This is a genomic window from Winogradskyella litoriviva, from assembly GCF_013249065.1.
GTDB lineage: Bacteria > Bacteroidota > Bacteroidia > Flavobacteriales > Flavobacteriaceae > Winogradskyella > Winogradskyella litoriviva.
In genome coordinates this window covers 381012-405236 of sequence record NZ_JABRWQ010000003.1, presented here as the reverse complement: position 1 = coordinate 405236, position 24225 = coordinate 381012, and the positions used below count along the sequence as shown (strand labels likewise).

Annotated in this window: 21 protein-coding genes; all 21 read left to right on the top strand. The window is 31.5% G+C overall.

What is annotated here, in order from left to right; all coding sequences use genetic code 11:
* The first annotated feature begins 76 nt into the window (after positions 1-76).
* Positions 77-1333, top strand: a complete 1257-nt coding sequence (locus HNV10_RS08330; protein ID WP_173300876.1) for a sulfate adenylyltransferase subunit 1 — start codon at positions 77-79, stop codon at positions 1331-1333.
* An 18-nt stretch (positions 1334-1351) separates the two neighbouring features.
* A complete protein-coding gene (gene cysQ / locus HNV10_RS08325) occupies positions 1352-2140 on the top strand; it encodes a 3'(2'),5'-bisphosphate nucleotidase CysQ (RefSeq protein WP_173300875.1) in 789 nt (262 codons plus the stop codon).
* 137 nt (positions 2141-2277) lie between these two features.
* Positions 2278-3393, top strand: a complete 1116-nt coding sequence (gmd, locus tag HNV10_RS08320; protein WP_173300874.1) for a GDP-mannose 4,6-dehydratase — start codon at positions 2278-2280, stop codon at positions 3391-3393.
* 1 nt (position 3394) lies between these two features.
* Positions 3395-4345, top strand: a complete 951-nt coding sequence (locus HNV10_RS08315) for a GDP-L-fucose synthase family protein (RefSeq protein WP_173301011.1) — start codon at positions 3395-3397, stop codon at positions 4343-4345.
* A 59-nt stretch (positions 4346-4404) separates the two neighbouring features.
* Complete coding sequence (locus tag HNV10_RS08310; RefSeq protein WP_173300873.1) at positions 4405-6384, top strand: acyltransferase family protein; 1980 nt, start codon at positions 4405-4407, stop codon at positions 6382-6384.
* Positions 6385-6417: 33 nt separating this feature from the next.
* Positions 6418-7911 (top strand): lipopolysaccharide biosynthesis protein, encoded by a 1494-nt coding sequence (locus HNV10_RS08305; protein ID WP_173300872.1) that lies wholly within the window; start codon positions 6418-6420, stop codon positions 7909-7911.
* Between the two features lie 20 nt (positions 7912-7931).
* Positions 7932-9683: an arsenate reductase/protein-tyrosine-phosphatase family protein gene (locus HNV10_RS08300; protein WP_173300871.1), complete on the top strand. Its 1752-nt coding sequence runs from the start codon at positions 7932-7934 to the stop codon at positions 9681-9683.
* Positions 9680-10867 (top strand): glycosyltransferase, encoded by a 1188-nt coding sequence (locus HNV10_RS08295; RefSeq protein WP_173300870.1) that lies wholly within the window; start codon positions 9680-9682, stop codon positions 10865-10867. The genes HNV10_RS08300 and HNV10_RS08295 overlap by 4 nt, the downstream gene beginning before the upstream one ends.
* Before the next feature lie 11 nt (positions 10868-10878).
* A complete protein-coding gene (locus HNV10_RS08290; RefSeq protein ID WP_173300869.1) occupies positions 10879-12126 on the top strand; it encodes a PIG-L deacetylase family protein in 1248 nt (415 codons plus the stop codon).
* Between the two features lie 22 nt (positions 12127-12148).
* The gene (locus HNV10_RS08285; protein ID WP_173300868.1) at positions 12149-13186 is read left to right on the top strand and encodes an acyltransferase family protein; all 1038 of its coding nucleotides are present in this window, start codon (positions 12149-12151) and stop codon (positions 13184-13186) included.
* A gap of 74 nt (positions 13187-13260) precedes the next feature.
* Positions 13261-14109, top strand: a complete 849-nt coding sequence (locus tag HNV10_RS08280) for a glycosyltransferase family 2 protein (RefSeq protein ID WP_173300867.1) — start codon at positions 13261-13263, stop codon at positions 14107-14109.
* The gene (locus tag HNV10_RS08275) at positions 14106-15236 is read left to right on the top strand and encodes a glycosyltransferase (protein ID WP_173300866.1); all 1131 of its coding nucleotides are present in this window, start codon (positions 14106-14108) and stop codon (positions 15234-15236) included. The genes HNV10_RS08280 and HNV10_RS08275 overlap by 4 nt, the downstream gene beginning before the upstream one ends.
* Positions 15237-15262: 26 nt before the next feature.
* Positions 15263-16192, top strand: coding sequence for a glycosyltransferase family 2 protein (locus tag HNV10_RS08270; protein WP_173300865.1), 930 nt, complete (start codon positions 15263-15265; stop codon positions 16190-16192).
* Positions 16193-16232: 40 nt separating this feature from the next.
* Entirely contained in the window at positions 16233-17540 is a 1308-nt protein-coding gene (locus tag HNV10_RS08265) for an O-antigen ligase family protein (RefSeq protein WP_173300864.1), read from the top strand.
* Complete coding sequence (locus HNV10_RS08260; protein ID WP_173300863.1) at positions 17537-18571, top strand: glycosyltransferase; 1035 nt, start codon at positions 17537-17539, stop codon at positions 18569-18571. Before HNV10_RS08265 ends, HNV10_RS08260 begins: the two co-directional genes overlap by 4 nt.
* Positions 18572-18586: 15 nt before the next feature.
* Complete coding sequence (locus tag HNV10_RS08255) at positions 18587-19594, top strand: acyltransferase family protein (protein WP_173300862.1); 1008 nt, start codon at positions 18587-18589, stop codon at positions 19592-19594.
* A gap of 13 nt (positions 19595-19607) precedes the next feature.
* Positions 19608-20759, top strand: coding sequence for a glycosyltransferase (locus HNV10_RS08250; protein WP_173300861.1), 1152 nt, complete (start codon positions 19608-19610; stop codon positions 20757-20759).
* A 5-nt stretch (positions 20760-20764) separates the two neighbouring features.
* On the top strand, positions 20765-21715 hold the full coding sequence (locus HNV10_RS08245; protein ID WP_173300860.1) for a UDP-glucuronic acid decarboxylase family protein: 951 nt from the start codon (positions 20765-20767) through the stop codon (positions 21713-21715).
* Between the two features lie 15 nt (positions 21716-21730).
* Positions 21731-22282 (top strand): WcaF family extracellular polysaccharide biosynthesis acetyltransferase, encoded by a 552-nt coding sequence (locus tag HNV10_RS08240; protein WP_173300859.1) that lies wholly within the window; start codon positions 21731-21733, stop codon positions 22280-22282.
* Positions 22283-23032 (top strand): glycosyltransferase family 2 protein, encoded by a 750-nt coding sequence (locus HNV10_RS08235; protein ID WP_173300858.1) that lies wholly within the window; start codon positions 22283-22285, stop codon positions 23030-23032. It abuts the gene before it with no gap.
* Positions 23033-23128: 96 nt separating this feature from the next.
* Entirely contained in the window at positions 23129-24217 is a 1089-nt protein-coding gene (locus HNV10_RS08230) for a glycosyltransferase family 4 protein (protein WP_173300857.1), read from the top strand.
* Positions 24218-24225: the final 8 nt, after the last annotated feature.

Below are 24225 nucleotides of genomic sequence, written 5' to 3'. Positions count from 1 at the left end.
AAAATTAGAAGATGTTTTTAGGGAGTATTATTACTATCTGAAGATTAAAATTTTACAACAAACAATGATTAGATAAATGGATTACAAGGATATAGAGTTATTACGTTTTACAACAGCAGGAAGTGTAGATGATGGAAAAAGTACCTTAATAGGTCGTTTGTTGTATGATAGTAAATCAATTTTTCAAGATCAATTAGATGCAGTAGAAGAATCAAGTAAATCTAAGGGTTTTGACTATGTAGATTTATCATTATTAACTGATGGTTTAAAGTCAGAGCGTGAACAGGGTATTACCATAGATGTGGCCTATCGTTATTTTGCAACACCAAAACGAAAATTCATAATCGCAGATACACCTGGTCATATTCAGTACACTCGTAATATGGTAACGGGTGCGTCAACTGCAAATTTAGCTATTATTCTTATTGATGCTAGAAAAGGAATGTTAGAGCAAACACATCGTCATGCATTTATTGCTTCTTTATTGAGGATTCCTCACGCCATAGTTTGTGTTAATAAAATGGACTTAGTTGATTACAATGAAGAAGTTTATAATAATATAGTTTCAAATTTTAAGTCCTTCTCCTCTAAATTGGGGATTAAGGATATACAATTTATTCCTATTTCTGCTTTAAATGGAGATAATGTTGTTAATCGTTCTGAAAATATGAATTGGTATCAAGGAAGTACTTTAATGTATCACCTTGAAACGGTTCATATATCTAGTGATCATAATTTGGTAGACTGTCGATTTCCTATTCAATCAGTGATTCGTCCTCACACATTAGAAAATCAAGATTACAGAGGATTTGCTGGTAGAATTGATGGAGGAGTATTTAAACCAGGAGATAAAGTAAAGTCTTTACCTTCAGGTTTCGTCTCAACCATAAAAACTATAGAACTCAATGGAGAACAAATCTCCGAAGCATTTGCACCAATGTCAGTAACAATGACTTTGGAGGATGAAATTGATAACAGTCGAGGTGATATGATTGTTAGAGAAAACAACGTGCCAGAAATCGGTCAGGATTTAGAAGTTTTAGTAACATGGATGAGTTCCAGGCCAATACAAGCGCGTACTAAAGTTGTAGTAAAACACACCACCAATGAATCAATAGGAATGATTAAGGAATTAAAATATAAAATTGATATTAATACTTTACACCGAATTGAAAAAATTGATAAAGTTGAAATGAATGAAATAGCGCGTATGTCTATAAGAACGGCTAAGCCAATGTTCTATGATGCTTATAAGAGAAATAGACAAACCGGAAGTATTATAATTATAGATGAGCAAACTAATGAGACTATTGGAGCTGGAATGATTATTTAAAACTTTGCTTTTGATATTATGGACAACAACTTAAAAATTGCTATTACAGCTGCAATTGAAGCGGGTAAAGAAATTCTAAAAATATATCATTCTGAAGATTTTGAAGTAGAACTTAAAGCTGATAAGTCGCCATTGACAAAAGCAGATGTAGCTTCTCATAATGTAATTATGACTCATCTAAAATCTACAAATATCCCTGTGCTCTCTGAAGAAGGGAAATCTATTGCTTATAATGAGCGCAAAAATTGGAATAAATTATGGATTGTTGATCCCATTGATGGTACAAAGGAATTTATTAAACGAAACGGAGAGTTCACAGTTAATATAGCACTTATTGAAAATCAGAAAACTGTAGCCGGTGTTATATATGTGCCAGTATTAAATGACCTTTATTTTTCAACTATTGAAATAGGTGCTTTTAAAGTTAAAGTAAATCTTGAAGATTATAAAACCGATAATTTGATAAGGTCTGGTAAAAAATTACCATTAGAGCGAGAAGATAAAACATTCACCATTGTGGCAAGTCGATCACATATGTCACCAGAAACTGAAACATACGTCAATGAAAAGCGTATAGAAAATGGTAACATAAATTTAATATCAAAAGGAAGTTCTCTAAAATTATGTATGGTAGCAGAAGGGCAAGCGGACTGCTATCCAAGATTTGCGCCTACTATGGAATGGGATACGGCTGCGGGTCAGGCTATTTGTGAGCATGCCGGTTTTGAAGTAATTGATTGGAATACTAAAGAACCTATACTCTATAATAGAGAAGAGCTGTTAAATAGTTGGTTTTTAGTAAAATAATTTTTCCTGAGAGTTCATTAATTGAATAGATTTCCATTAAAAAATCAATATAGAATTATAAAGTCCTACTATTTTGGTTAAATTTGTAACCTAATTAAAAAGTGCATTTTTAAGCACCTAAACCGAGTATTTTATAAATGAGTAAAGTTGCATTTATTACAGGAGTAACTGGGCAAGATGGCGCCTATTTAAGTGAGTTTTTATTAAAGAAAGGATATCAAGTCCATGGCCTAAAACGCCGTTCTTCTTTATTTAATACGGATAGAATTGATCATTTATATCAAGACCCACATGTAGATCACCAAAATTTCTATTTACATTATGGTGATATGACGGATAGTACAAATCTTATTCGTTTAATCAAAGAAATTCAGCCAGACGAGATTTACAATTTAGCAGCAATGAGTCACGTTGCTGTTTCATTTGAAATTCCTGAATATACTGGTAATGCGGATGGTTTAGGAACCTTACGAATTTTGGATGCGGTACGTCTATTAGGATTAGAAAAAAAGACTAGAATTTATCAAGCTTCTACTTCAGAATTATACGGAAAGGTGCAGGAAGTGCCTCAATCTGAAACAACACCTTTTTATCCAAGATCTCCATATGCAGTTGCAAAAATGTATGCGTATTGGATTACTGTGAATTATAGAGAAGCTTATAATATGTATGCTTGTAATGGGATTTTGTTTAATCATGAGTCACCAATTAGAGGTGAGACATTTGTAACACGTAAAATTACTAGAGCGGTATCTCGAATTGCATTAGGATTACAAGATAAATTTCATTTAGGAAACCTAGATGCTCAAAGAGATTGGGGACACGCTAAGGATTATGTTAGAATGATGTGGATGATACTGCAAGCAGACGAGCCAGAAGATTGGGTAATTGCTACAGGAAAAACTACAAGAATTAGAGATTTTGTGCATATGAGTTTTGCAGAAGTTGGCATTGAGCTTGAGTTTAAAGGTGAAGGAGAAGAGGAGAAAGCTTATATAACAAAATGTAATGATCCAAAATATCAATTAGAAATCGGGAAAGAAGTTTTAGCTGTTGACCCACGTTATTTTAGACCAACAGAAGTAGAATTACTAATAGGTGACGCATCTAAAGCAAAAAATAAATTAGGCTGGGAATGTAAATATGATTTAGCTGCTTTGGTTAAAGATATGATGAAAAGTGATATTAAAGTAATGAAAGAGCAGCAATACCTTGAAGAAGGTGGCTATAAAACCATGAATTATTTTGAGTAATATATCTAAAGATTCAAAAATATACATTGCTGGTCATCGAGGCATGGTAGGTTCTGCTGTTTGGCGAGCTCTAGAGTTAAAAGGTTATAAAAATCTAATTGGTAAAACAAGTAAAGAACTTGATTTACGAAATCAACAAGCCGTCATTGATTTTGTGTCTGCAGAAAAACCAGATATTATTATTGATGCTGCTGCCAAAGTTGGAGGTATTTTAGCGAATAATGAAAATCCATATCCATTTTTAATGGAGAATTTGCAGATTCAAAATAATTTGATTGATGCAGCTTATAAAGAAAATACGGCAAAATTTATTTTCTTAGGAAGCTCTTGCATTTATCCAAAATTCGCACCTCAGCCGTTAAAAGAAGAGTATTTATTGACGGATAGTTTAGAGCCAACTAATGAGTGGTATGCCATTGCAAAAATTGCAGGTGTAAAGGCTTGTGAGGCTATTAGAAAACAATTTGGTAAAGATTTTGTAAGCTTAATGCCAACTAATTTATATGGTCCTAACGATAATTTCGATTTAAAAAGCTCACACGTGTTACCAGCTATGATGCGTAAATTTCATGAGGCTAAAGCAACTAGTGCTCCTGTTGAATTATGGGGAAGTGGCGCTCCAATGCGAGAGTTTTTACACGTCGATGATTTAGCACAGGCTGTAGTTTATGCTGTTGAACACAAATTACCAGAGCATTTGTATAATGTTGGTACAGGCACTGATGTTACAATTAAAGAATTGGCAGAAACAATTCAAGATATTGTTGGGCATAAAGGAGACATTGTATGGGACAGTACTAAACCAGATGGTACACCTCGAAAATTGATGGATAGTTCTAAGCTTCAAAATGAAGGTTGGAAGGCAAAAGTAATGTTAGAGATGGGAATTGAAAGGACTTACGACTGGTTTTTGAAACACATCGATACTATTAAGGAAGTGAAGCTTAAATAATTTTGCCCTCAGCGTCACAGCTAAATTGATTAACCCTATTTTTACTTAATTATCAATAAATGAATCTAATAACTGGTTTTAAGTATAGGCCTGAAATTGATGGACTAAGAGCTCTTGCAGTTTTGGTCGTTGTTTTTTATCATGTTGGTCTTGGTTTTCCTGGTGGATTTATTGGTGTAGATATATTCTTTGTGATATCTGGTTACCTTATTACCTCATTAATTGTAAAAGAACTTCAAGAAAATAGATTTTCATTTCTTAATTTTTACGAAAGACGAATTCGCCGAATTTTCCCTGCATCTGCTACTATGGTGATTTTAACAATGGTTATGGGATGGTTTTTACTTTTGCCATCTGATTTTAAGGCATTAGGGAAGTCGGTGATAAGCCAGACTTTTTTTAGTTCTAATATTTATTTTTGGAGAAATACTAATTATTTTGCTGAGTCGGCAGAATTACAACCTTTACTTCATACATGGTCTTTATCTGTGGAGGAACAATTCTATATGGTAGTGCCTTTATTATTATGGGCATTGATTAAATGGGCAAAAATAAGTTCTAGAATAAAATTAATAACAGTATTGGCTACAGCTTTTTTTATGAGTTTGGCTCTAAGTATTTTTTTGTTACCTAAAATGCAGGCGTTTACGTTCTACATGCTTCCTACTCGAGCATGGGAATTATTAATTGGGTCATTAGTCGCACTTCTTCCTATAATTAGTTTGTTAAAACGACAAGTTGTAAGAGAGTTAATTGTAGGTATAGGATTATTAGGGATACTTTTGCCATGTTTCTTATATACTAAGGAGACTTTGTTTCCTGGTTTATTAGCGATACCACCATGTTTAGGTACCGCATTTTTTATATTGGGAGCTTCACCTAAGTATAATAGTCCATTACCAATAGCTGCTAAAGTATTTACTTGGCGCCCAATTATTTTCATAGGTCTTATTTCATATTCATTATACTTATGGCATTGGCCACTAATTGCATTCTCTAATTATTGGGCGCTTGAAGAGTTTTCTATATTGTATAAATGGAGTATTGTTATATTGAGTTTTATATTAGGTATTGCATCTTGGCGCTTTGTAGAAACACCATTCCGAAAAAAAACACTAGCCAAAAATAGTAAATCATTATACGCTTATGCGATAATATTTTCAATGATATTTTTAATATGTGGATTTGTGTTGTTCATAAATAAAGGTTTTGTAAATCGATTTAATGAAACAATAATTGGTTACGATAATACTAAATCAGAAGCTTTACATAAAAATAGAATTACTTTACCTCTTACTATTGAAAATGCTAAATCTGGCAGTTTTTCTAGATTCGGTAGTTCGGGTTCCAAACAGATTGATGTTATAGTTTGGGGAGATTCACACGCAAGGTCGATTCTTCCAAGTGTCATAAAAGCTGCTGGTGAAAAGAATATTGTTGCTGCTGCATGGTATAGTAGTACAGCACCTGTTTTAAATAATATACCTCCAAATAAGTATTCCGAATTTTCTTTAGGAAACGAAAGTCCTGAATGGGCTGAAGCAATTATTACACAGGTTAATCGACAGCAGATTCCAAATGTCCTATTGGTGGCAAGATGGAGCGGCTACTATAAAGCTCTATATAATCAATCGAATGAAAATCCCAATGCTATTGAGAACTTTAATGCCAATCTTTTAAAAACTGTTAAAACTTTAGATAATTTAGGGGTTAAAGTATGGGTTTTAAGAGAGATTCCTGGTCATCATATTTCAGTGCCTAAAGCGCTAATAAAAGAAGAATTATTTGGTACAGATATAGATCATTATAAATGCGATAAAAACAATCTTCTAGAGCAAAATAAGTATTTTGATGCGCTTCAATCAAAATTAGAGTTGAATGGGGCAATTGTATTAGATGCTACAGAGCTATTATTTAATAAAAAAGAGGAATATTATAGAATGGAATTAGATGGGAAGGCATTATATTACGATGATAATCATTTATCACAGGCAGGTGCAAGAAAAATTTCAGAAATATTTGACCTTTTATTTAATTAATAATCAATCTTATAATTGTAGAAAAATCCAATAATGGCTAAGAATTCTAAAATAGCATCTTTAGAGACAAAAGATTTAAGTCGAAAATCCACACAGTCGGGTATGATTAATATGGGTTCGCAAGTAATTTCTGTAGTTTTACAATTAGCATCAACTATTGTGCTTGCACGTATGCTTTCACCGGATGCCTATGGTTTAATTGGCATGGTTATGGCTGTTATTGCTTTTGCAGGTCTATTTAAGGATTTAGGTTTAAGTACTGCTACTATTCAAAGAAAGGAGCTCAATACAGCTCAAGTAACTGTGATGTTTTGGGTAAATGTAACGATTGGTCTTGGATTAACTCTCGCTTTGGCCTTATTATCTCCTTTAGTGGTATGGTTTTACGAGAGGCCTGAGTTAAAATGGATGACAGTAGTTTTGGGATTTAATATACTAATAGCGAGTTTGGGAGCACAACATTCTGCATTATTAAATAGGAATATGCAGTTTAAACAATTGAGTGTTGCTCGCATTGTTAGTGCAATTATTAGTTTTATTGTATCCTTAATTGGTGCTTTATATGGATTAGAACATTGGGCACTAGTTTTGGGTGCGGTATCGGCTTCTTTTTTTAATACGCTTTTAGTTTGGCTTTTTTCAGGATGGAAACCTGGATTGCCAAGTAGAAATACAGGAAGTCGTGAAATGATAAGGTATGGATTAAACTTAACTGGTTTTGAGTTTGTAAATTATTTTTCACGTAATTTAGACAATGTTTTAATTGGTAAAGTGCTTGGGTCTGATATTTTGGGTTATTATAGTAGAGCGTATCGATTAATCATGTTTCCTATATCGACAATTAGAACTCCGTTGGCGGCTGTTGCGCTGCCAGGCTTAAGTAGTTTGCAAAATGAACAGGAGCGTTTTAAGTCTTATTACACGCAACTTCTAAGTATTTTGTCATTAGTAACCATGCCAATAGCAACACTTACTTTTGCAGCGGCCAATCCTATAGTTAATGTCGTACTGGGTGATAAATGGCTCCCGGTAGTTCCCATTATGAAATATTTGGCAATAGCAGCTTTTCTCCAGCCTGTTTCAGGTTTATTTGGTGTGGTCTTGCTAGCTTTAGGTCATGCTAAACGCCATTTGTACTGTGGGTTTATATCTGCAATAGCTATATCAATCACTTTTTTAGTTAGTGTAAACTACGGTGTGGAGGTGTTGGCAATTTCTTATGCTATAACAGGGTATATACTTTTTGTGCCAATCTTTTTATATGCATCTAATGGTACAGGAATAACACTGTTAGATTTTATGACTGGTGTTTGGCGCAGTGCAGTTGGTTCAATTTCAGCTGCAGTTATGATAGTATATATAGATTTTTCAACTTTTTTTCAAAGTAGTTTTATTAATTTAGTTATAATAACTCTTGAGTTTACAGTTTTTTATATCGTCTGTATTTTTATATTGCCAGGAGGTAAAACCCAACTTATAGAATTATTAAATCGCCTTAAGCAGGCAGTTTCGAGAAAAAAAGAATAAAGACAGCGATGATTTTAAATATGAAAAAACCTTCAATACTTCTCACTAATATTCATGAACGCTCTGCATTGGGAGCATTACAATCTTTGGAAACTGCAAATATTAGGGTAATTAAGGCAACTACGGTAAAAGGTTTACAATCATTGGATAAAAAAGAAAATGTTATTTTACATCCATGTCCAATCGAAAAATTTTACGATTTTAAAAATTGGATTACTGAGTTTGTAAACAAAAATGAGGGGCTTTTTGTTTTTCCAATTAATGAAGGAATAGTATTTGCCTGTGAATCTATAAGAATAGAACACGCCGATATTGAGGGGCGCTTTATTATGCCATCTCATAACTCACTTAAATATACCCTAAGTAAATTCAATGCTACTCAAGCAGCTCAAGATGCCGGACTTAAAATTCCTAAAACATTTTTTATTAGAGAGGCCTTTTCAGAAGTCACAAATATACCCAATGAATCTCTTAATTATCCACTAATATTAAAATGGGATAACGTATTAAATCCTTCCGGTATTTATGAAAAAGGAAGTCTAAGAGTTGTTGATAATTATATGGAATTAGTAGATTCTGTAGCTGAATTGAAACCAATTAGTTGCAGTATTATTTTACAACAAATGGTTCCAGGATATGGTGTTGGAGCTTTTTTTTTAAGAAAAAATGGAAAAATAGTATTGCGCTTTGCACATCGCAGATTACATGAAGTACCGTGGACAGGAGGTGTATCTGCATATTGTGAAAGTTCAAATAATCAAGAAGTATTGGATGCAGGCGAAAAACTATTAGAGGCTATTGATTATGATGGTTTAGCCATGGTAGAGTTTAGGAAAGAAGACGGGAAGTCGCCTAAATTTCTAGAAATTAATGGAAGGCTATGGGGTTCTTTAGGTTTAGCTTTAAGGGCAGAAGCAGATTTTCCAAAGGCTATGGTGGAAAGTTTTCTGAATGGTTATACAAAGGTAAAACAGCCTGATTTAGAAAGGATTGTGAAATGGCATGAACCAAGATTTGATATGTTATACTTAAGGTCATTATGGACTGAGACATCTAAATTTAAGGATGAAGAAGCGCCTAAGTTTAAAGGGGCTATGCAAGTGGCTTTAAATTTCGTAAATCCTACTATAGGAAGTGATTGGATGAAACCTAGTGAACCTTGGTTAACGATAAAAAGATATTTAAGACTTTTAAAAAATGAACTAGGACAAATAAAAAGAAACCTTTCTAGCTCCAAAAAAAAGAAACACGAAACACCTGATATTGTTTTGGAAGGTATTAAAAGAACTGAATTATTGAGAAATAAATTTCCACAAATAAAAAATATCCTTTTTGTGTGCTATGGTAATATTTGCAGGAGTTCTTATACGGAGTTTAGATGGGAAGCGAAGCGTGAGTCAAATTTAGAGTTGCCAAAATCTAAATCTGTTGGGTTTCATAATAATGTAGGTCGCTCCACACCGTTGCGCTTTCAGTCTGTTGCTAGAAACTTAGGCGTTGAATTATCAGGACATCGATCTAAACGAATTACTTCAGATTTAGTTAATGAAGCGGATTTATTAATTGTTATGGATCAACGAAATTTAGAAGATGTTAAAAAGGAGTTTCCTGAAGCTATAATAAAAACCATACTTTTAGGAGCTATAGGTGATAATTATGAGAATGCTGAAATTCAAGATCCTTATGGGCAGAAAATTGGTACAGGAGGTGCAATTTACCGTCGATTAGATAAAGAATTGAATAAATTAGAAGAATTAATACTAACAAAATGATAATAACGTGGATTATTCCTGATACTTATGGGTTTTTAGTTGATGAACTTGAAGAATTAGCAACCAGAAATGTGACGTTACGAGTGTTGTCAGGAAAGCCTATCCCTGAGAAAGTTAAGGAACGACTTCCGTCGGTGTCTTTTTCATATTGTTCACAGCGCTCTCTTATTTTGGATAGTGCTTTTAGTAGAGTATTTGGTTCGTTGTGGAGTACATATAAATGGAGATTACCACGCTACAGTTACCATACAAAACCCATAGCAGGAGTTTATAAAGTTTTGTTAGAGTTAGAAAAAGAACAACCTAGTGATATAATACATACACATTTCGCGTACCCTGGAGGTATTGGAGGAACCTTAGTCAATACTGTACCGCAAATATTAACCTTACGAGGATATGATATTCTGACCACTGGTAAATATGGGGCTTTATGGAATTATTTTTTTCGTAATAATATTATTAATAGTTATGCTAAAAGTGGAATAGTTAATGGAGGAAGTCGTTTTACTGTAAGTAGAGCAAGGCAAATATTAGGAGCGGAAGCCGATATTAGATGCGTAAGCCAAGGCCTTTCAGCAACTACTTTTGATGTGGCAGGTGTACATTCTAGAAAATCACTTGGTATTAATGAGAAAGATACAGTGTTGTTGAGTATTGGTAATCTGGTAGATGTAAAAAATCATGAATTACTCTTAAATGTTTTTACAAGCTTACCAATTGAAGTCAAAGAGAACTTAAAATTAATTATATGTGGAGATGGACCGTTGCGTAGTTCTTTAGAAAAACAATGCGAGTTAATTGGTATTGAAAAGAGTGTGATTTTTATGGGTAGACTAAAAAGAGCAGAGCTATCGGATATTTTTGAATTATCTAATATTTTGGTTCATACCTCAATGTCCGAAGGATTTGGAAATGTGATTTTAGAAGCAATGCTATTTAAACTATTAGTCGTAGCTAGTCCTGTAGGTGTTGCACCGGATATTATAAGACATAAAGAAAATGGCTTCATTCCTGAATTAGCGGATAAAGAAAGTTGGATTGCTAATATTAAAGAAGCGATTAGTGAAAGAACGAAATATAAAGAAATTTTAGAGGAAAATAGAAGCTTAGTGCTTGAAGAATATGGAATGGATAAACGAATTGATGCTTATCTTAGCCTGTATAAAGAAGCAATTGAAATTTAAGAATTTAATCAATGAGTAAAGAAGGAAAATCAAAAACGAATTGGTTAAATTTAATACCGAGTTTACAGGGTAAGTTAAAGGCGAATATTAGTAATTCAAATTTACATTTTGGCTCATTGGATGATTTTCCAGAAAAAGAAAGTGAATATCAAGCAGTTTTTGTAAGGCTAGATTGTGATTTTATGAACTGGCAAAGATGGTATATTCAATGCTTTTCTCATCAATTGAATGAAGAGGGTTATTTCTTTATAAAAGGTTATAGGTTCCCTAAACTTAGTAAAAATATTAAACTCTTTATTTCTTCATTATTACGATGGTTATTTTGGAATATAGCTTGTTTAATTCGTATTGCTTTTATTAGGCAGATTTTTATGTCTAAAAAACTAATACAATTAACGGAGGACTATGGACTTTGTTACTCTTCATTTCCCGCTGAGTTACAATTTTTAAGAGGTAAGGGAATCCTTTTTCAAAAAAAGTTGCAAGCTGAAGCTATGTTGAGACAAAAGTTAAATAGCAAAGATTATTTAATGAATCAAATGGAAACAAAATATAGTGATAGAATTATAAAAAATGATGTTCTAATAAATAATGAGATTAAACATATTTCTCTTAACGATTTATTGTTAAATAATAATGGGAATGTACTTGTTCTTGCCCCTCACCCAGATGATGAATTAGTAGGCTGTGGAGGTACCCTTTTAGAATTATCCAAATTAGGTGCAACTATACATGTTGTACAGATGTCTCAAGGAGCGACATGTAGTGCTCTTAAAAATGAACTAGAAAAAATAAGACATACTGTAAGATGGCATGAAGCTAAATTAGTAGCAGAACAATTTTCTTTTAATCAATACTATTGGCCATCTAATAGCGAGGAAGAATTGGATGCTAGTGAGGAAAATGAGAAAAGACTCCTTCAATTGGTTAATAAGTTAAATCCGGTTTTAATTTTCGCACCTTCGGATGCGGATAAACATATTGAACATCAAATAGCTTTTCAACTCATTAATAACGCATTAAAAAAATATAAAGGTGATGTCTCTGTTCTAAAGTATCCAGTTTGGGGAGCGCTAAAAAGAATTGATTATGCTTTCGATATCACTAAACAAAGTCAAAAAGTTTTAGATGCCATGTATCATTATAAAGTAGCAATGAAGGCAGAAGATTATGCAGCACGGATGCAAATTGTATGGGCTTATCAAGGTTTATTAATAAAGGATAATTCGGAGAGTTTAGTTGAGGTGTTTTCTGTTTAAATTATTACAAATTATATTATAAATGTTAAATATATTCAATAGAGAATCTATTACTTCAGCTAAAGCTCTTGTAATTATTAGTGTTGTACTTGGGCATATTTTAGAAGCAATATTAATGAGTGATGGCGAGCATAAAATCCTTAACGGCTTATATCAATCTATTTATTTAGTTCATATGCCGTTTTACTTTTTACTTAGTGGTTGGCTTTTTAAAGGAGCACAGCCAACCGTTAAGTATTTTGTTAAAAAAATTAAGCATCTTTTAATACCTTATTTTACTTGGTTAATTATATTTAATAGTAAAGCTATTGCTGGTTTTTTTGCAAATTTAATCCAAGGCAATTTAGCAGGAGAAAAAGCACTTTTTTATAAAAATCATTTTCTGACGCAACTATACGGAGGAATGGAAGTTCATGGTTTTGAAATGATTTTATGGTTTCCTATGTGTTTGTTTTTTACACAACAATTGGCAAATTTTATTATGGTTAAGGTGAATAAAAATCTTATTATTTTAGTTGTCGTATTGGCTTATATTCTAGCTTTTGTTAATCAGTATGTATTTCCAGAGTTTCATTTACCATTAGCTTTAAATATTGTCTGTGGTGCTTTGCCATTGTTTTTTATTGGTTTTTTTATTAAAAAATATTCACTCAAATCATATCAAGTATGGATTTTAGTTGTTTTATGTCTATTAACCTCTGTTATATTCTTTGTTGGCAATTTTCCTTTAACTTATCATATGCGTAGTGCACAATATGGGATGCCTGTTATTTCTGCTTTTGCCGCTCTTGGTGGTTTTTATATCGTGCTATTTGTTGGTAATTATATATCGCAGAATAAGAGAACCTTTAAAGTTCTGCAATATGTAGGCAAATCATCTATGACCATAATGTATTTGCATGCTTTAATTCTTATTGAGTTATATGCACTTAACATTAATAATATATATTTGTTGTTAATTATTGGGGTTTTAATACCAACATTGATTCACCTTATTATGGCACGAGTAAATTGGCTTTCAAAGCTGTTTCTTGGGGAGAATAAATTGCCTCATAATTAATTTAATTTTTTTAGTTAAAAAGGATAATTACAATAAAACAAGTTTAATAATAAAGATTCAATTTTAGTTCTCAGATGCTTATTTCCATAATAATACCCTTTTATAAAAACTCTAAAGATATAAAGCGAGCTTTGCAGAGTGTTTTTGCGCAAACTCTTCAAGAATTTGAAATAATACTTGTTAATGATGCTTCTCCAGATTGGCATGAAGCCTTAACTATAATAAATAACTTTAAGGATTCGCGTTTAACAACAATATCTCACCAAATCAATAAAAACGGGTCTTCAGCGCGAAATACAGGTATAAAAGTGGCAAAAGGAGATTATATTGCTTTTTTAGATGCAGATGATGAGTGGTTACCAAATCACTTAAGAGAATCATTAGAATTTGTTAAAGTGAACAACCTAGATTTGGCTTCGAGTAAAGTAAAAATTATTAATCAAAAAGGAGTTTTCTTTTCACCGAGTAAACAAAAAAATAACGACGAGCGTGTTGCTACCTTTTTATTTGTAAAAGGAATGGCAATGTATACGCCATCTTTATTTTGTAAGAGTTTATTAGCTCAGGATGTTTTATTTGACGAAACCATAAAGAGACATCAAGATTTTGATTTTTTATTACGTGCAGAAAATAAAAAATATGAGTTGGGAACATCTCCTCACGTTGGAGCTATAGTGCATTGGGAAAACAATAATCCAATCACTAAAGGTGAGACATGGAAATTTTCGCAAGAGTGGCTTTTAAACAGAAAAGAATTGTTACGAGCAAGAGAATTTGATAATTTCTGGTTGCAATTTATTGGGTTTAAAATTCTTGATCAAAACAAATGGTTATTTGTGAAAGCATATTTTAAAAATAAGATCAATCCATTTAATCTAAATAAAAGCAGAGTTAAAGTTTTAATATTAAAATTTCTAAAATGAAAAATATTTTATTTATTACAGATATAGGTTCACCTTGGGGTGGAAGTGAAGAGTTATGGAGTAAAAGCGCTATTGAATTAGTGAAAAAAGGATATAACGTAAGTGCTGTAACTAATTACTTTGGTAAGCCTTATCATTTTAAAACTATAAATGTTATTGATAAAGGTGTGCAAGTTTATTTTAGAAAAAATAAATTAAGAGATAACATTAGAAAAGTTGCTCAAAAATTCAATAAAAAAATTGTGTCAGATAATCTAAAAACAAATACAGAGTCTATTTTAAATAAAATAAAACCAGATTTAGTTGTTTTTTCTCAAAGTAGTTGCTTCTCAGCATATAAGGATATGCTATTTTGCTATGAAAATGGTTATAAATATTGTTCAGTATCTCAGCTAAATTTAGAATTTAATTGGCCAAATGATTCTACCTATTTAAATATAAGAAAGGCATTTGTTAATGCAGAGAAAACGTTTTTTGTTTCTCAAGGTAACCTAGATTTATTTCAAACGCAGATTGCATATAGCTTAGTGAATGCAGAAGTAATTTCTAATCCTTTCAATTTTGATAAAGTTCCTGATTTGTCTTGGCCAAATATGGATAAAATACGTTTTGCATATGTAGCCCGTTTGGCATTCAATCATAAGGGAACTGATATTTTATTTAAGGCTTTTGCAGAAGAACAATGGAAAGATAGAAATTTTGAACTTAATATTTATGGCGGTGGTGATATTGAGTTAGCCAAGGAGACTGCTAAGTATTTTGGAGTTCATAATATTAATTTTAAAGGACACGTTAATTCTATAGAAGATATTTGGAAAGATAATCATGCATTGGTTTTATCATCAAGGTACGAGGGTATGCCATTATCTATAATAGAAGCCATGTTCTCAAAAAGAATAGTTATAACTACAGATGTTGCAGGACATGCCGAGTTTATAGAAGATGATATAAATGGGTATTTGGCGGATGCAGCCAGTTATAAATTGTATGCAAATACTTTAGAGAAAGCTTGGAACGGACGTGATAAATGGCAAAGTATGGGCGAAAATGCTTTCACTAAGGTAATGGCGAAATCTACATCAGATCCAGTTAAAGTTTTTAGTGATAAACTTCAAGATATTTTATAATAATATATAAAAGCGATTAATATAATTTGAGAAATTTAGTTACTGTAATTATTCCTGTATATAATAGACAAAGTTATATCATTGAGTGCTTAGAATCTGTGCTACAACAAACTTATAGACCTATAGAAGTTATTGTTGTGGATGATGGATCTACGGACAATAGCATCAGTTTGATTAATGAATTTATAGTTAAAAACAATATACCTGGTGTTTTTGAAATAAAATTATTAATTCAAGAGAATAGTGGAGCCCCTAGAGCGAGGAATTATGGTTATGAACAATCTAAAGGAAAGTATATACAATGGTTAGATTCCGATGATTTATTGTTGTCAAACAAAATAGCATCGCAAATAAAGGTGTTTTCAGAGGAAATCGACGTTGTGTATTCACGAGCTCAATTTTTTAATGAAGTCCCTACTAATTTATTGGATAAATATTGGGGAAGAATCCCTGAAGGTAATTCTTCTGATTATTTTGAATTCCCTTGGCAAACTATGTGTGCGTTATATAAAAAGGTTGCACTTCAAAAGTTTGGTGTTTGGAAAGAAGATTTAAGTCTTTCAGATGATTGGGAGCTTGCATTACGGTATAAGATTAAGGCTAATGTAAAGTTTTTAAATGATGTCTCGTCGCTTTATAGAGATCATAATGGAGATAGAGTTGGAAATAATTGGTCTATAGAAAAAGTGAACAGCTTAAGCTCTATCTTAATAAATACGTATACTTTAAGTGATGAGAATAATTTAATAGATTCTTATTTAATTAAAAGGTATCAAAATCGGCTTACGTTTTGTGTAATACAATATGGTGCTCTGAATGGTAAAAAAGAGAGAAAACAACTAATTTCATTAGTAAATTCTAAGAATCTAGGTAGTCCAATAATTAAAGTTTTAAGCTTTTTTTCAGGGCTATATGTTAATCGTATTTTACTTAAAGCGTATAGTCTGTTAAAATAATGAAAGCGAATAACTTAACTTACAGTAGTCAAATTATATAATGGTGTCGAAGTATTTTAATGTAATTAGGAATTATAAAACTACCTTATTATGGCTGTTAGCAATGTTTTTTGGTGGTATGTTTGGAGGATTTGTAATAGCTAGTATTATTTGTCTTCCTTTGCTTTTTATACCTAATACAAATATTAAAATAGAGTCTTTATTCATTTTTTTTATTGTAATCTATTTTTTAGGAGATAATTTTTCTGGAGTCTTTAGTTTTGCGCAAAATTTAAGATTCGTTATTTTGGGAATTGGCTTATTTGTATTGCTACAATTGCAAATGTTTAAGTATAATTTAGCTTTTTATATTTTACCCTTTAGTATTATTGCTACTTTTATAACCTATAGTTTATCACCTTTAGGGTTAGAGGCTACAGCCAGAGGTGTAAGTTACTTTTTAGTTGCCTTAGTTATTTTTAAATGTGTACAATTGTTATTGGAATTTGATGCGCAGCGCTTTCACAGTCTCATCATAACGTTTTTGGCTTTATATTTTATATTAAATTTATTTTTAGTTTTTGTGCCATTTATTGAGGTCACTAATATAAAAGGACGTTATGCTGGTTTAATGGCAAACCCCAATGGTCTAGGAATGGTAGCTATGTTTTCTTATGCGATTATTGATGTCATTAGACGAAAAAACCAAAGCGAATTTAACTCTCGGTTTTTTACAATTTTTAAGATATTATTGATTGTCTTGGTAGTATTATCTGGTTCTCGTACTTCTATATTTGGGATTTTAGCGTTCGAAATTAGTATAAGACTTTTAAAGTACAAGTTTCTTCTAGCTGTTGTGCTTTTATTTATGGTTTATGTATATAGTATTAGTGCCACAGTAAGTCCTAGCGCTATTATTTCTTCTTTGGGGTTATCCGATTTTTTAAGAACGGATACTTTAGACGATGCTAGTGGAAGAACAGAGGTGTGGGTCGTGGCCATTGCTGAAATAAAAAACCAGATGTGGTTAGGGAAGGGCATGCTCTATGACAATTATTTTATTAATTTGTATGGCGATCGGTTTTTAGGAGAGGTAAGGGCAAGACATTGGTATGGAATATGGAACTCTTATTTAAGTCTCTTGCTAAATGTTGGGATTATTGGCCTTGCAGCTTTTTCTTTTTTTTGGTATAAAATGTATGCCTTGAGTCAAATGAAAATTGTTAGATTTGCCTTTTTAATGATGTGTTTGTTTTCGGCAATCTCAGAATCTTGGATGGCAGCTTCAATGAATGCTTTTATGCCATTAGTTTTTTTGTGTTGGGGGTTACAGATTTTCCAGTATAAAACTAAATCGAAATTTTTATGAATATTTTAGTACTCTACACGCGTTTAACAGGTTATTGGTTAGCATGTATGCGTAAAGATTTTGAGCTAAATAAAAATAATTATTTGGTTTTTCGCACAGCACCAAGTAAAGACGCTCCTTTTAAGATAGAAAGTGAAAATGGCATAAGTATTTGTAATTATTCTTCAGAAGACTTTAGTGCAATGGAAGCAAAGATTGAAGAATTTAAGCCTAGTTTAATTTATATTGCAGGCTGGTCAAATAAGAATTATTTGAAAATAGCAAAATCCTATAAGTCTCAAGAAATTCCTATCGTTGCAGGAATGGATAATCAGTGGTTAGGCACATTTAGGCAGCAAATTGCATCTGTTTTTAGTAAATTCTTAATTCATAAGTATTTTACGCATATTTGGGTAGCGGGAAAGCCACAATATTATTATGCACGTAAATTAGGCTTCAAGACACATAGAATTTTAACAGGTTTATATTCTGCTGATGAAACTGTTTTTGAAAATATAAAGCAAACTCAACTAAAAAAGCAAATAATCTTTGTTGGAAGATTGGTCGAACATAAAGGTTTAAGAATTTTATTTAAAGTTTTAAATGAATTGATAAAGTCAAATCAATTAAATATTGATGTTCAGTTTATTGGAAATGGGCCACTAGCAAATGAAATTCCACAGCATAAAAACGTTAAACATAGGCCTTTTGTAAGTCCAGATAAATTACCAATTCTTTTAGAAAATGCAGGGTATTTTATTTTGCCAAGTTTATATGAAGCTTGGGGTGTCGTAATTCATGAGGCTGTTCTAGCTGGCTTACCTGTAATTACTACACATGAAACTGGTGCTGCTTCTGATTTAGTAATAAATAACTTCAATGGATTTGTTTATGAGGCTAATGACGGTAATAAATTAATGGGTATTATTAAATCTTTAGAATTAATAGATAATTCAAAATATCTTGAAATGTCAAAAAACAGTAAGTTAATTGCGACAAAAATTAATTTAACCGAATGGTCAGCAAGTATGAATTCAATTATTAATACTTAATATATTAGTTATCTGATGGAAAATAAACTGGCCTTTATCCCGGTAATTACCCTTCTTAGAGGCCTAGCGGCTTTAATCGTATGTTTATTTCATTTTGTTTGTGGTACGACAGATTATGTAAATAATGATTTAATTCTAAAAATTTTTCAATATGGTACATTAGGAGTTCCTATGTTTTTTGTGATTTCAGGAATTGTATTACCATTAGCAATGATAAATGGAAATTATAAAACGTCATCGTGGAAAAATTTTTTATTGAAAAGAATTATTAGAATAGAGCCACCATATTTAGTCGCGGTTGTATTAGCTGTAGTTTATATGTATTTGCGCTCTTTTATGTCAAACACAGGTGATGTCGATATAATTCCTAGTAGTCAAAATATCTTACTTCATATTGGATATTTAGTGCCTTTTTTTGAAAATGCTAATTGGTTAAATGCTGCTTTTTGGACATTGGCAATTGAGTTTCAGTATTATATATTGTTGGTTTTTCTTTTTCCTTTAATGATAAATAAAAATTATGTTTATCGAATATTATTTTATATTATTTTATTATTACCTGGATTTATTATAATCAAAGAAGATTTTTTTACTCATTACTCTAGTCTCTTTTTAATAGGTATTTTGTTTGTTTTGAGAAAAGCGAAGAAAATAAATCAAATAGAATTTATTTTAATGTCAATTATTACATGTTTTGTAGTTTATTATCTGCTAGGAATTGAAACTTTATTTGTTGTGTTTTTTACATTATTTATCGTAAATTATTTTCCTAAATTTAAACAAAAACAGTTTAATTTTCTAGGTAAAATATCTTATTCACTCTATTTATTACATGGCCTAACAGGTACAGCATTAATTAATGTTCTTTCACATCATTTTAAAGAGCCTTTCCAAAAAGTTATAGTAATTGTTTTAGGAGTTATGTTTAGTATTATGGTTGCTTATTTAATGTATTTGTTTGTTGAAAAACCAGCTCAATTTAAGGCATCATTAATTGGCTATAATAAAAAATCAAAAAAGTAATTGAATACGGATTATGAAAAGAAAAGTATTAATATGCATTGATTGGTTTTTACCTGCTTATAAAGCTGGAGGTCCTATTCAATCCATAGCTAATCTCGTAAATCACACCAAGACTGAATTTGATTATTATATTGCGACCTCTAACTCAGATTTGGACAGTCCATTAAGTTTACCTGAAGAGGCATTAAATGTATGGAGTGAGAAAGACGGGTTTAAAGTTGTTTACTTAGATCCAGCCCATCAAAACTTAAAGTATTATAAACAATTATTTATTAAAGAAGCTTTTGATGTGGTGTATTTTAATTCACTATTTTCTCAAAAGTTTACTTTATTACCGTTAATGCTTTTTAAGAATTTAAACATTCGTAAGGTTTTGGCACCTAGAGGAATGTTGGGTAAGGGAGCTTTAGAAATTAAGCCATTAAAGAAAAAAATATTCCTAACCCTTTTTAAGGTTTTAGGGTTGCAAAAAAAAGTAGTTTGGCATGTTACTGCAGAAAGTGAAGCCTTTGAGGTATATAAACATTTTGGGAAAGGATGTAATGTATTGTTAGCTCCAAATTTATCAGCTAAAACGAAACAAAAAATTGAGCCAAAAGAGAAGAAAGTAAACGAACTTAATGTGTTTTTTTTATCTCGTATTGCGGTTAAGAAGAATTTAGGAGAAGCTATTAATTATTTGGCTGAAATAAGGAGCTCATATCACGTTAACTTTAGTATTATTGGACCAAAAGATGAAATGGAATATTGGCAAGATTGTGAGGTTAAAATAAAACAACTCCCCAAAAATATTTCGGTAAAATATTTAGGCGCTATTCCGCATCAAGACATTTCAAAAAAATTAATTAATCAGCACATATTATTATTGCCAACACAACATGAGAATTTTGGTCATGTTATTATGGAATCATGGCAAAATAGTTGTCCAGTTATTATTTCAGACCAAACACCATGGCAAGGGCTAGAAAAAGATAAACTTGGTTTTGATATTCCGTTAACGAAGAAGAATGAGTTTATAGCAGCAATAGAATTATTTTGTGCTATGAACAAAGATGAATATCATATATGGTCTAATGCATCCGTTAACTTTTCGAAGAAATTTACTGAAAACCCAGAGCTGATAGAACAAAATAAAGCCTTATTTTTGAACACATTAAATAATTAATATAAATGAAAAGAATTTTAGTTACAGGAGGTGCAGGTTTTGTAGGCTCACATTTATGCGAACGTTTACTTCATGAAGGAAACGAAGTGATTTGTTTAGATAACTACTTTACAGGTTCTAAGAATAATATAGAGCATTTAATGGATTACCATTATTTTGAATTGGTACGTCATGATATTATTAACCCTTATATGATTGAGGTTGATGAAATTTATAATATGGCTTGTCCTGCATCACCAGTTCATTATCAATATAATCCTATTAAAACGATAAAGACTTCTGTAATGGGAGCTATAAATATGTTAGGTCTGGCTAAACGTGTAGGTGCAAAAATTTTGCAAGCTTCAACTAGTGAAGTTTATGGAGATCCATCTGTGCACCCACAACCTGAGAGTTATTGGGGGAATGTGAACCCTATTGGTCTACGTTCTTGTTATGATGAAGGTAAGCGTTGTGCTGAAACTTTGTTTATGGATTATCATACCCAAAATCAAGTAGCGATTAAGATTATTAGGATATTTAATACCTATGGTCCAAGAATGCATCCTAAAGATGGACGCGTTGTTTCTAATTTTATCATGCAAGCGTTAAAAGGTGATGATATTACCATATTTGGAGAAGGTACTCAAACACGTAGTTTTCAGTTTGTAGATGATCTTGTCGAAGGTACAATTCGCATGATGAATAGTAGAGATGGTTTTTTAGGGCCTGTTAATATTGGAAATCCAGTTGAATTTACAATGATAGAATTAGCACAATTGGTTATTGAATTAACTAATTCAAAATCTAAAATTATTCATATGCCTTTGCCTCAAGATGATCCTATGCAACGTCAGCCAGTGATAGATTTGGCTAAAAAAGAGTTAAATGGTTGGGAACCAAAAATTCATCTTAGAGAAGGTTTAGGGAAAACGATTAATTATTTTGATGGGTTAATTAAATCTAATAAAGCCTAAAGCAGTCCAAGTACTTTGAAAACAGACTTGTCTAAATATGAGAATAGTTGGTATAATCCAGGTTCAAAAATAAAACGACTTCTATGGTATTTTGTAAGTTGGTTTTTTTTTGAAGGCGGTTGGAATATTTCTTCAGGTTTAAAAGTGTTTTTGTTAAAACGATTTGGAGCTAAAATAGGTAATGGTGTTGTTATTAAACCCAAAGTTACTATTAAATACCCTTGGAAACTTAGTATTGGTAATCACTGTTGGATTGGAGAATCCGTTTGGATAGATAATCTAGACCAAGTAAAACTAGAAGATAATGTTTGCATTTCTCAAGGTGCACTTTTAATTTGTGGTAATCATAATTATAAAATATCTAGTTTTGATTTGTTTGTGGCACCAATTTATTTAAAAGAAGGAAGTTGGGTAGGAGCAAAGAGTATTGTAGCACCTGGTGTTACAATTGAAAACCATGCAATTCTTAGTTTAGGTTCAGTAGCAACAAGTAATTTAGAAGCTTATGGGATTTATAGTGGTAATCCTGCTATAAAAGTAAAAATCCGAAAAATTGATATTAAGTAAATGAAAATTTCTATAATTACTGCCACATACAATAGTGCTTCAACAATCAAAACATGTATAGAATCGGTACTTGGTCAGACTTATAATAATATTGAGTACATTATTGTAGATGGTGGTTCAAAGGATAATACCTTAGATTACATAAAGGAAAAAGCTAAAAAACATTCGGAAATTGTCTATAGTTCTGAGCCTGATAAAGGAATTTATGATGCTTTAAATAAAGGTATTAAAAAAGCTTCTGGTGATATAATTGGTTTTGTACATTCCGATGATTTTTTAGCAGATAATACTATTATTGAGGAGATTGTGGAGGTATTTAAAAGTAAAAATGTAGATGGTGTGTATGGCAACTTGCATTATGTTGCATTAGAGAATACAGATAGAGTGATTAGAAATTGGGAGAGTAAACCATTTCAAATAAAGCTATTAAGTCAAGGCTGGATGCCAGCTCATCCAACACTTTATTTAAAAAAAGAACTTTATGATAAACATGGAGATTTCAATTTATCATATAAAATAGCTGCTGATTATGATTTTATTTTGCGTATATTTAAGCAAGAACATTTAAAGTTTTATTTTCTCCCTAAGACAGTTGTTAAAATGCGTGTTGGTGGAGCGAGTAATAGAAGTTTGAAAAATATTGTGCAAAAAACAAAAGAGGATTATAGAGCAATTAAAACAAATAATGTTGGAAGTTGGGTGACTATTTTTATAAAAAATGTGTCAAAATTTAGGCAGTTTGTGTCATAGTTTTAAACTCATATTTTAAGTTTTTAATAAATAGATTCAAATCGTATATTTATCACATCGTTGTGTCCCAAATCTTTAAAAATTATAGTTTAAATTATGGTAAAAGAATTACTTGAAAATTTTAATCCATTAGATTACGTTGGTTGGTTAGTTCTTATTGCTGTTTTTATAGCCTTGACTGTATCATTTGCAAGTTATCCTGCAATTATTTTGGTGGCATTAAAAAAAAATCTGTTAGATAAGTCTGGCCATAGAAGTAGTCACTCAGGTACGGTTCCAAATTTAGGTGGTATTGGTATTTACTTAAGCATTGTAGTTGCTATCACTATTACTGGTGCACCTTTAGAAACTAAGAGTTTATTTTTAATATTAGGAGGTATCACAGTATTGTTTTTTTTGGGATTAAAAGATGATATTTTAATATTATCTCCACGCAAAAAATTTATAGGTCAGTTATTAGCTGCCTTTCTTTTAATTATTTTTACGGATACACGTATCTATGGATTTTCAGGAATTCTAGGGATTACTATCATGCCCTATTGGATATCCGTTGGGTTCACGCTTTTTGTTTACCTTTTAATTATTAATGCTTTTAATTTAATTGATGGTGTTGATGGCTTAGCCGGATCATTGGCATTAATGGCATCAGTAGCTTTCGGAGTTTTGTTTTATTTGAGTAAAGATATTAGTATGGTTGTTTTAGCAGCTTCAGTTACAGGAGCACTGATTGCTTTTCTTTATTTTAACCTTTCTAGAAGGAGAAAGATGTTTATGGGAGATTCAGGTTCAATGGTTTTAGGATTCATTATTGCTGTTTTTACGGTTAGATTTATAGATGCGTCAGAAAGTTCCACGACTAGTTTGTTTCGCAATTCATCGCCAATATTGGTACTGGCAATATTGTTTTTTCCGCTATTAGACACTTTAAGAATATTTTTTATAAGAATAGTAATCCATAAAAAAAGTCCATTTTCTGCAGATAATAATCACTTGCATCATAGATTTTTAAGTTTTGGATTTTCACATATCAAAACCACTATAGTAATAGTAGCTATAAATATTATTTTAATATTTATTTCGTCTTTTTTTAGAACAATAGAAATTAATTGGCAATTAGTAATACTTCTTATATCAGGAACAATCTTGTATTCTTTGTATTTTGTTTATGATTGGTTGAAGAATTAACTAATATT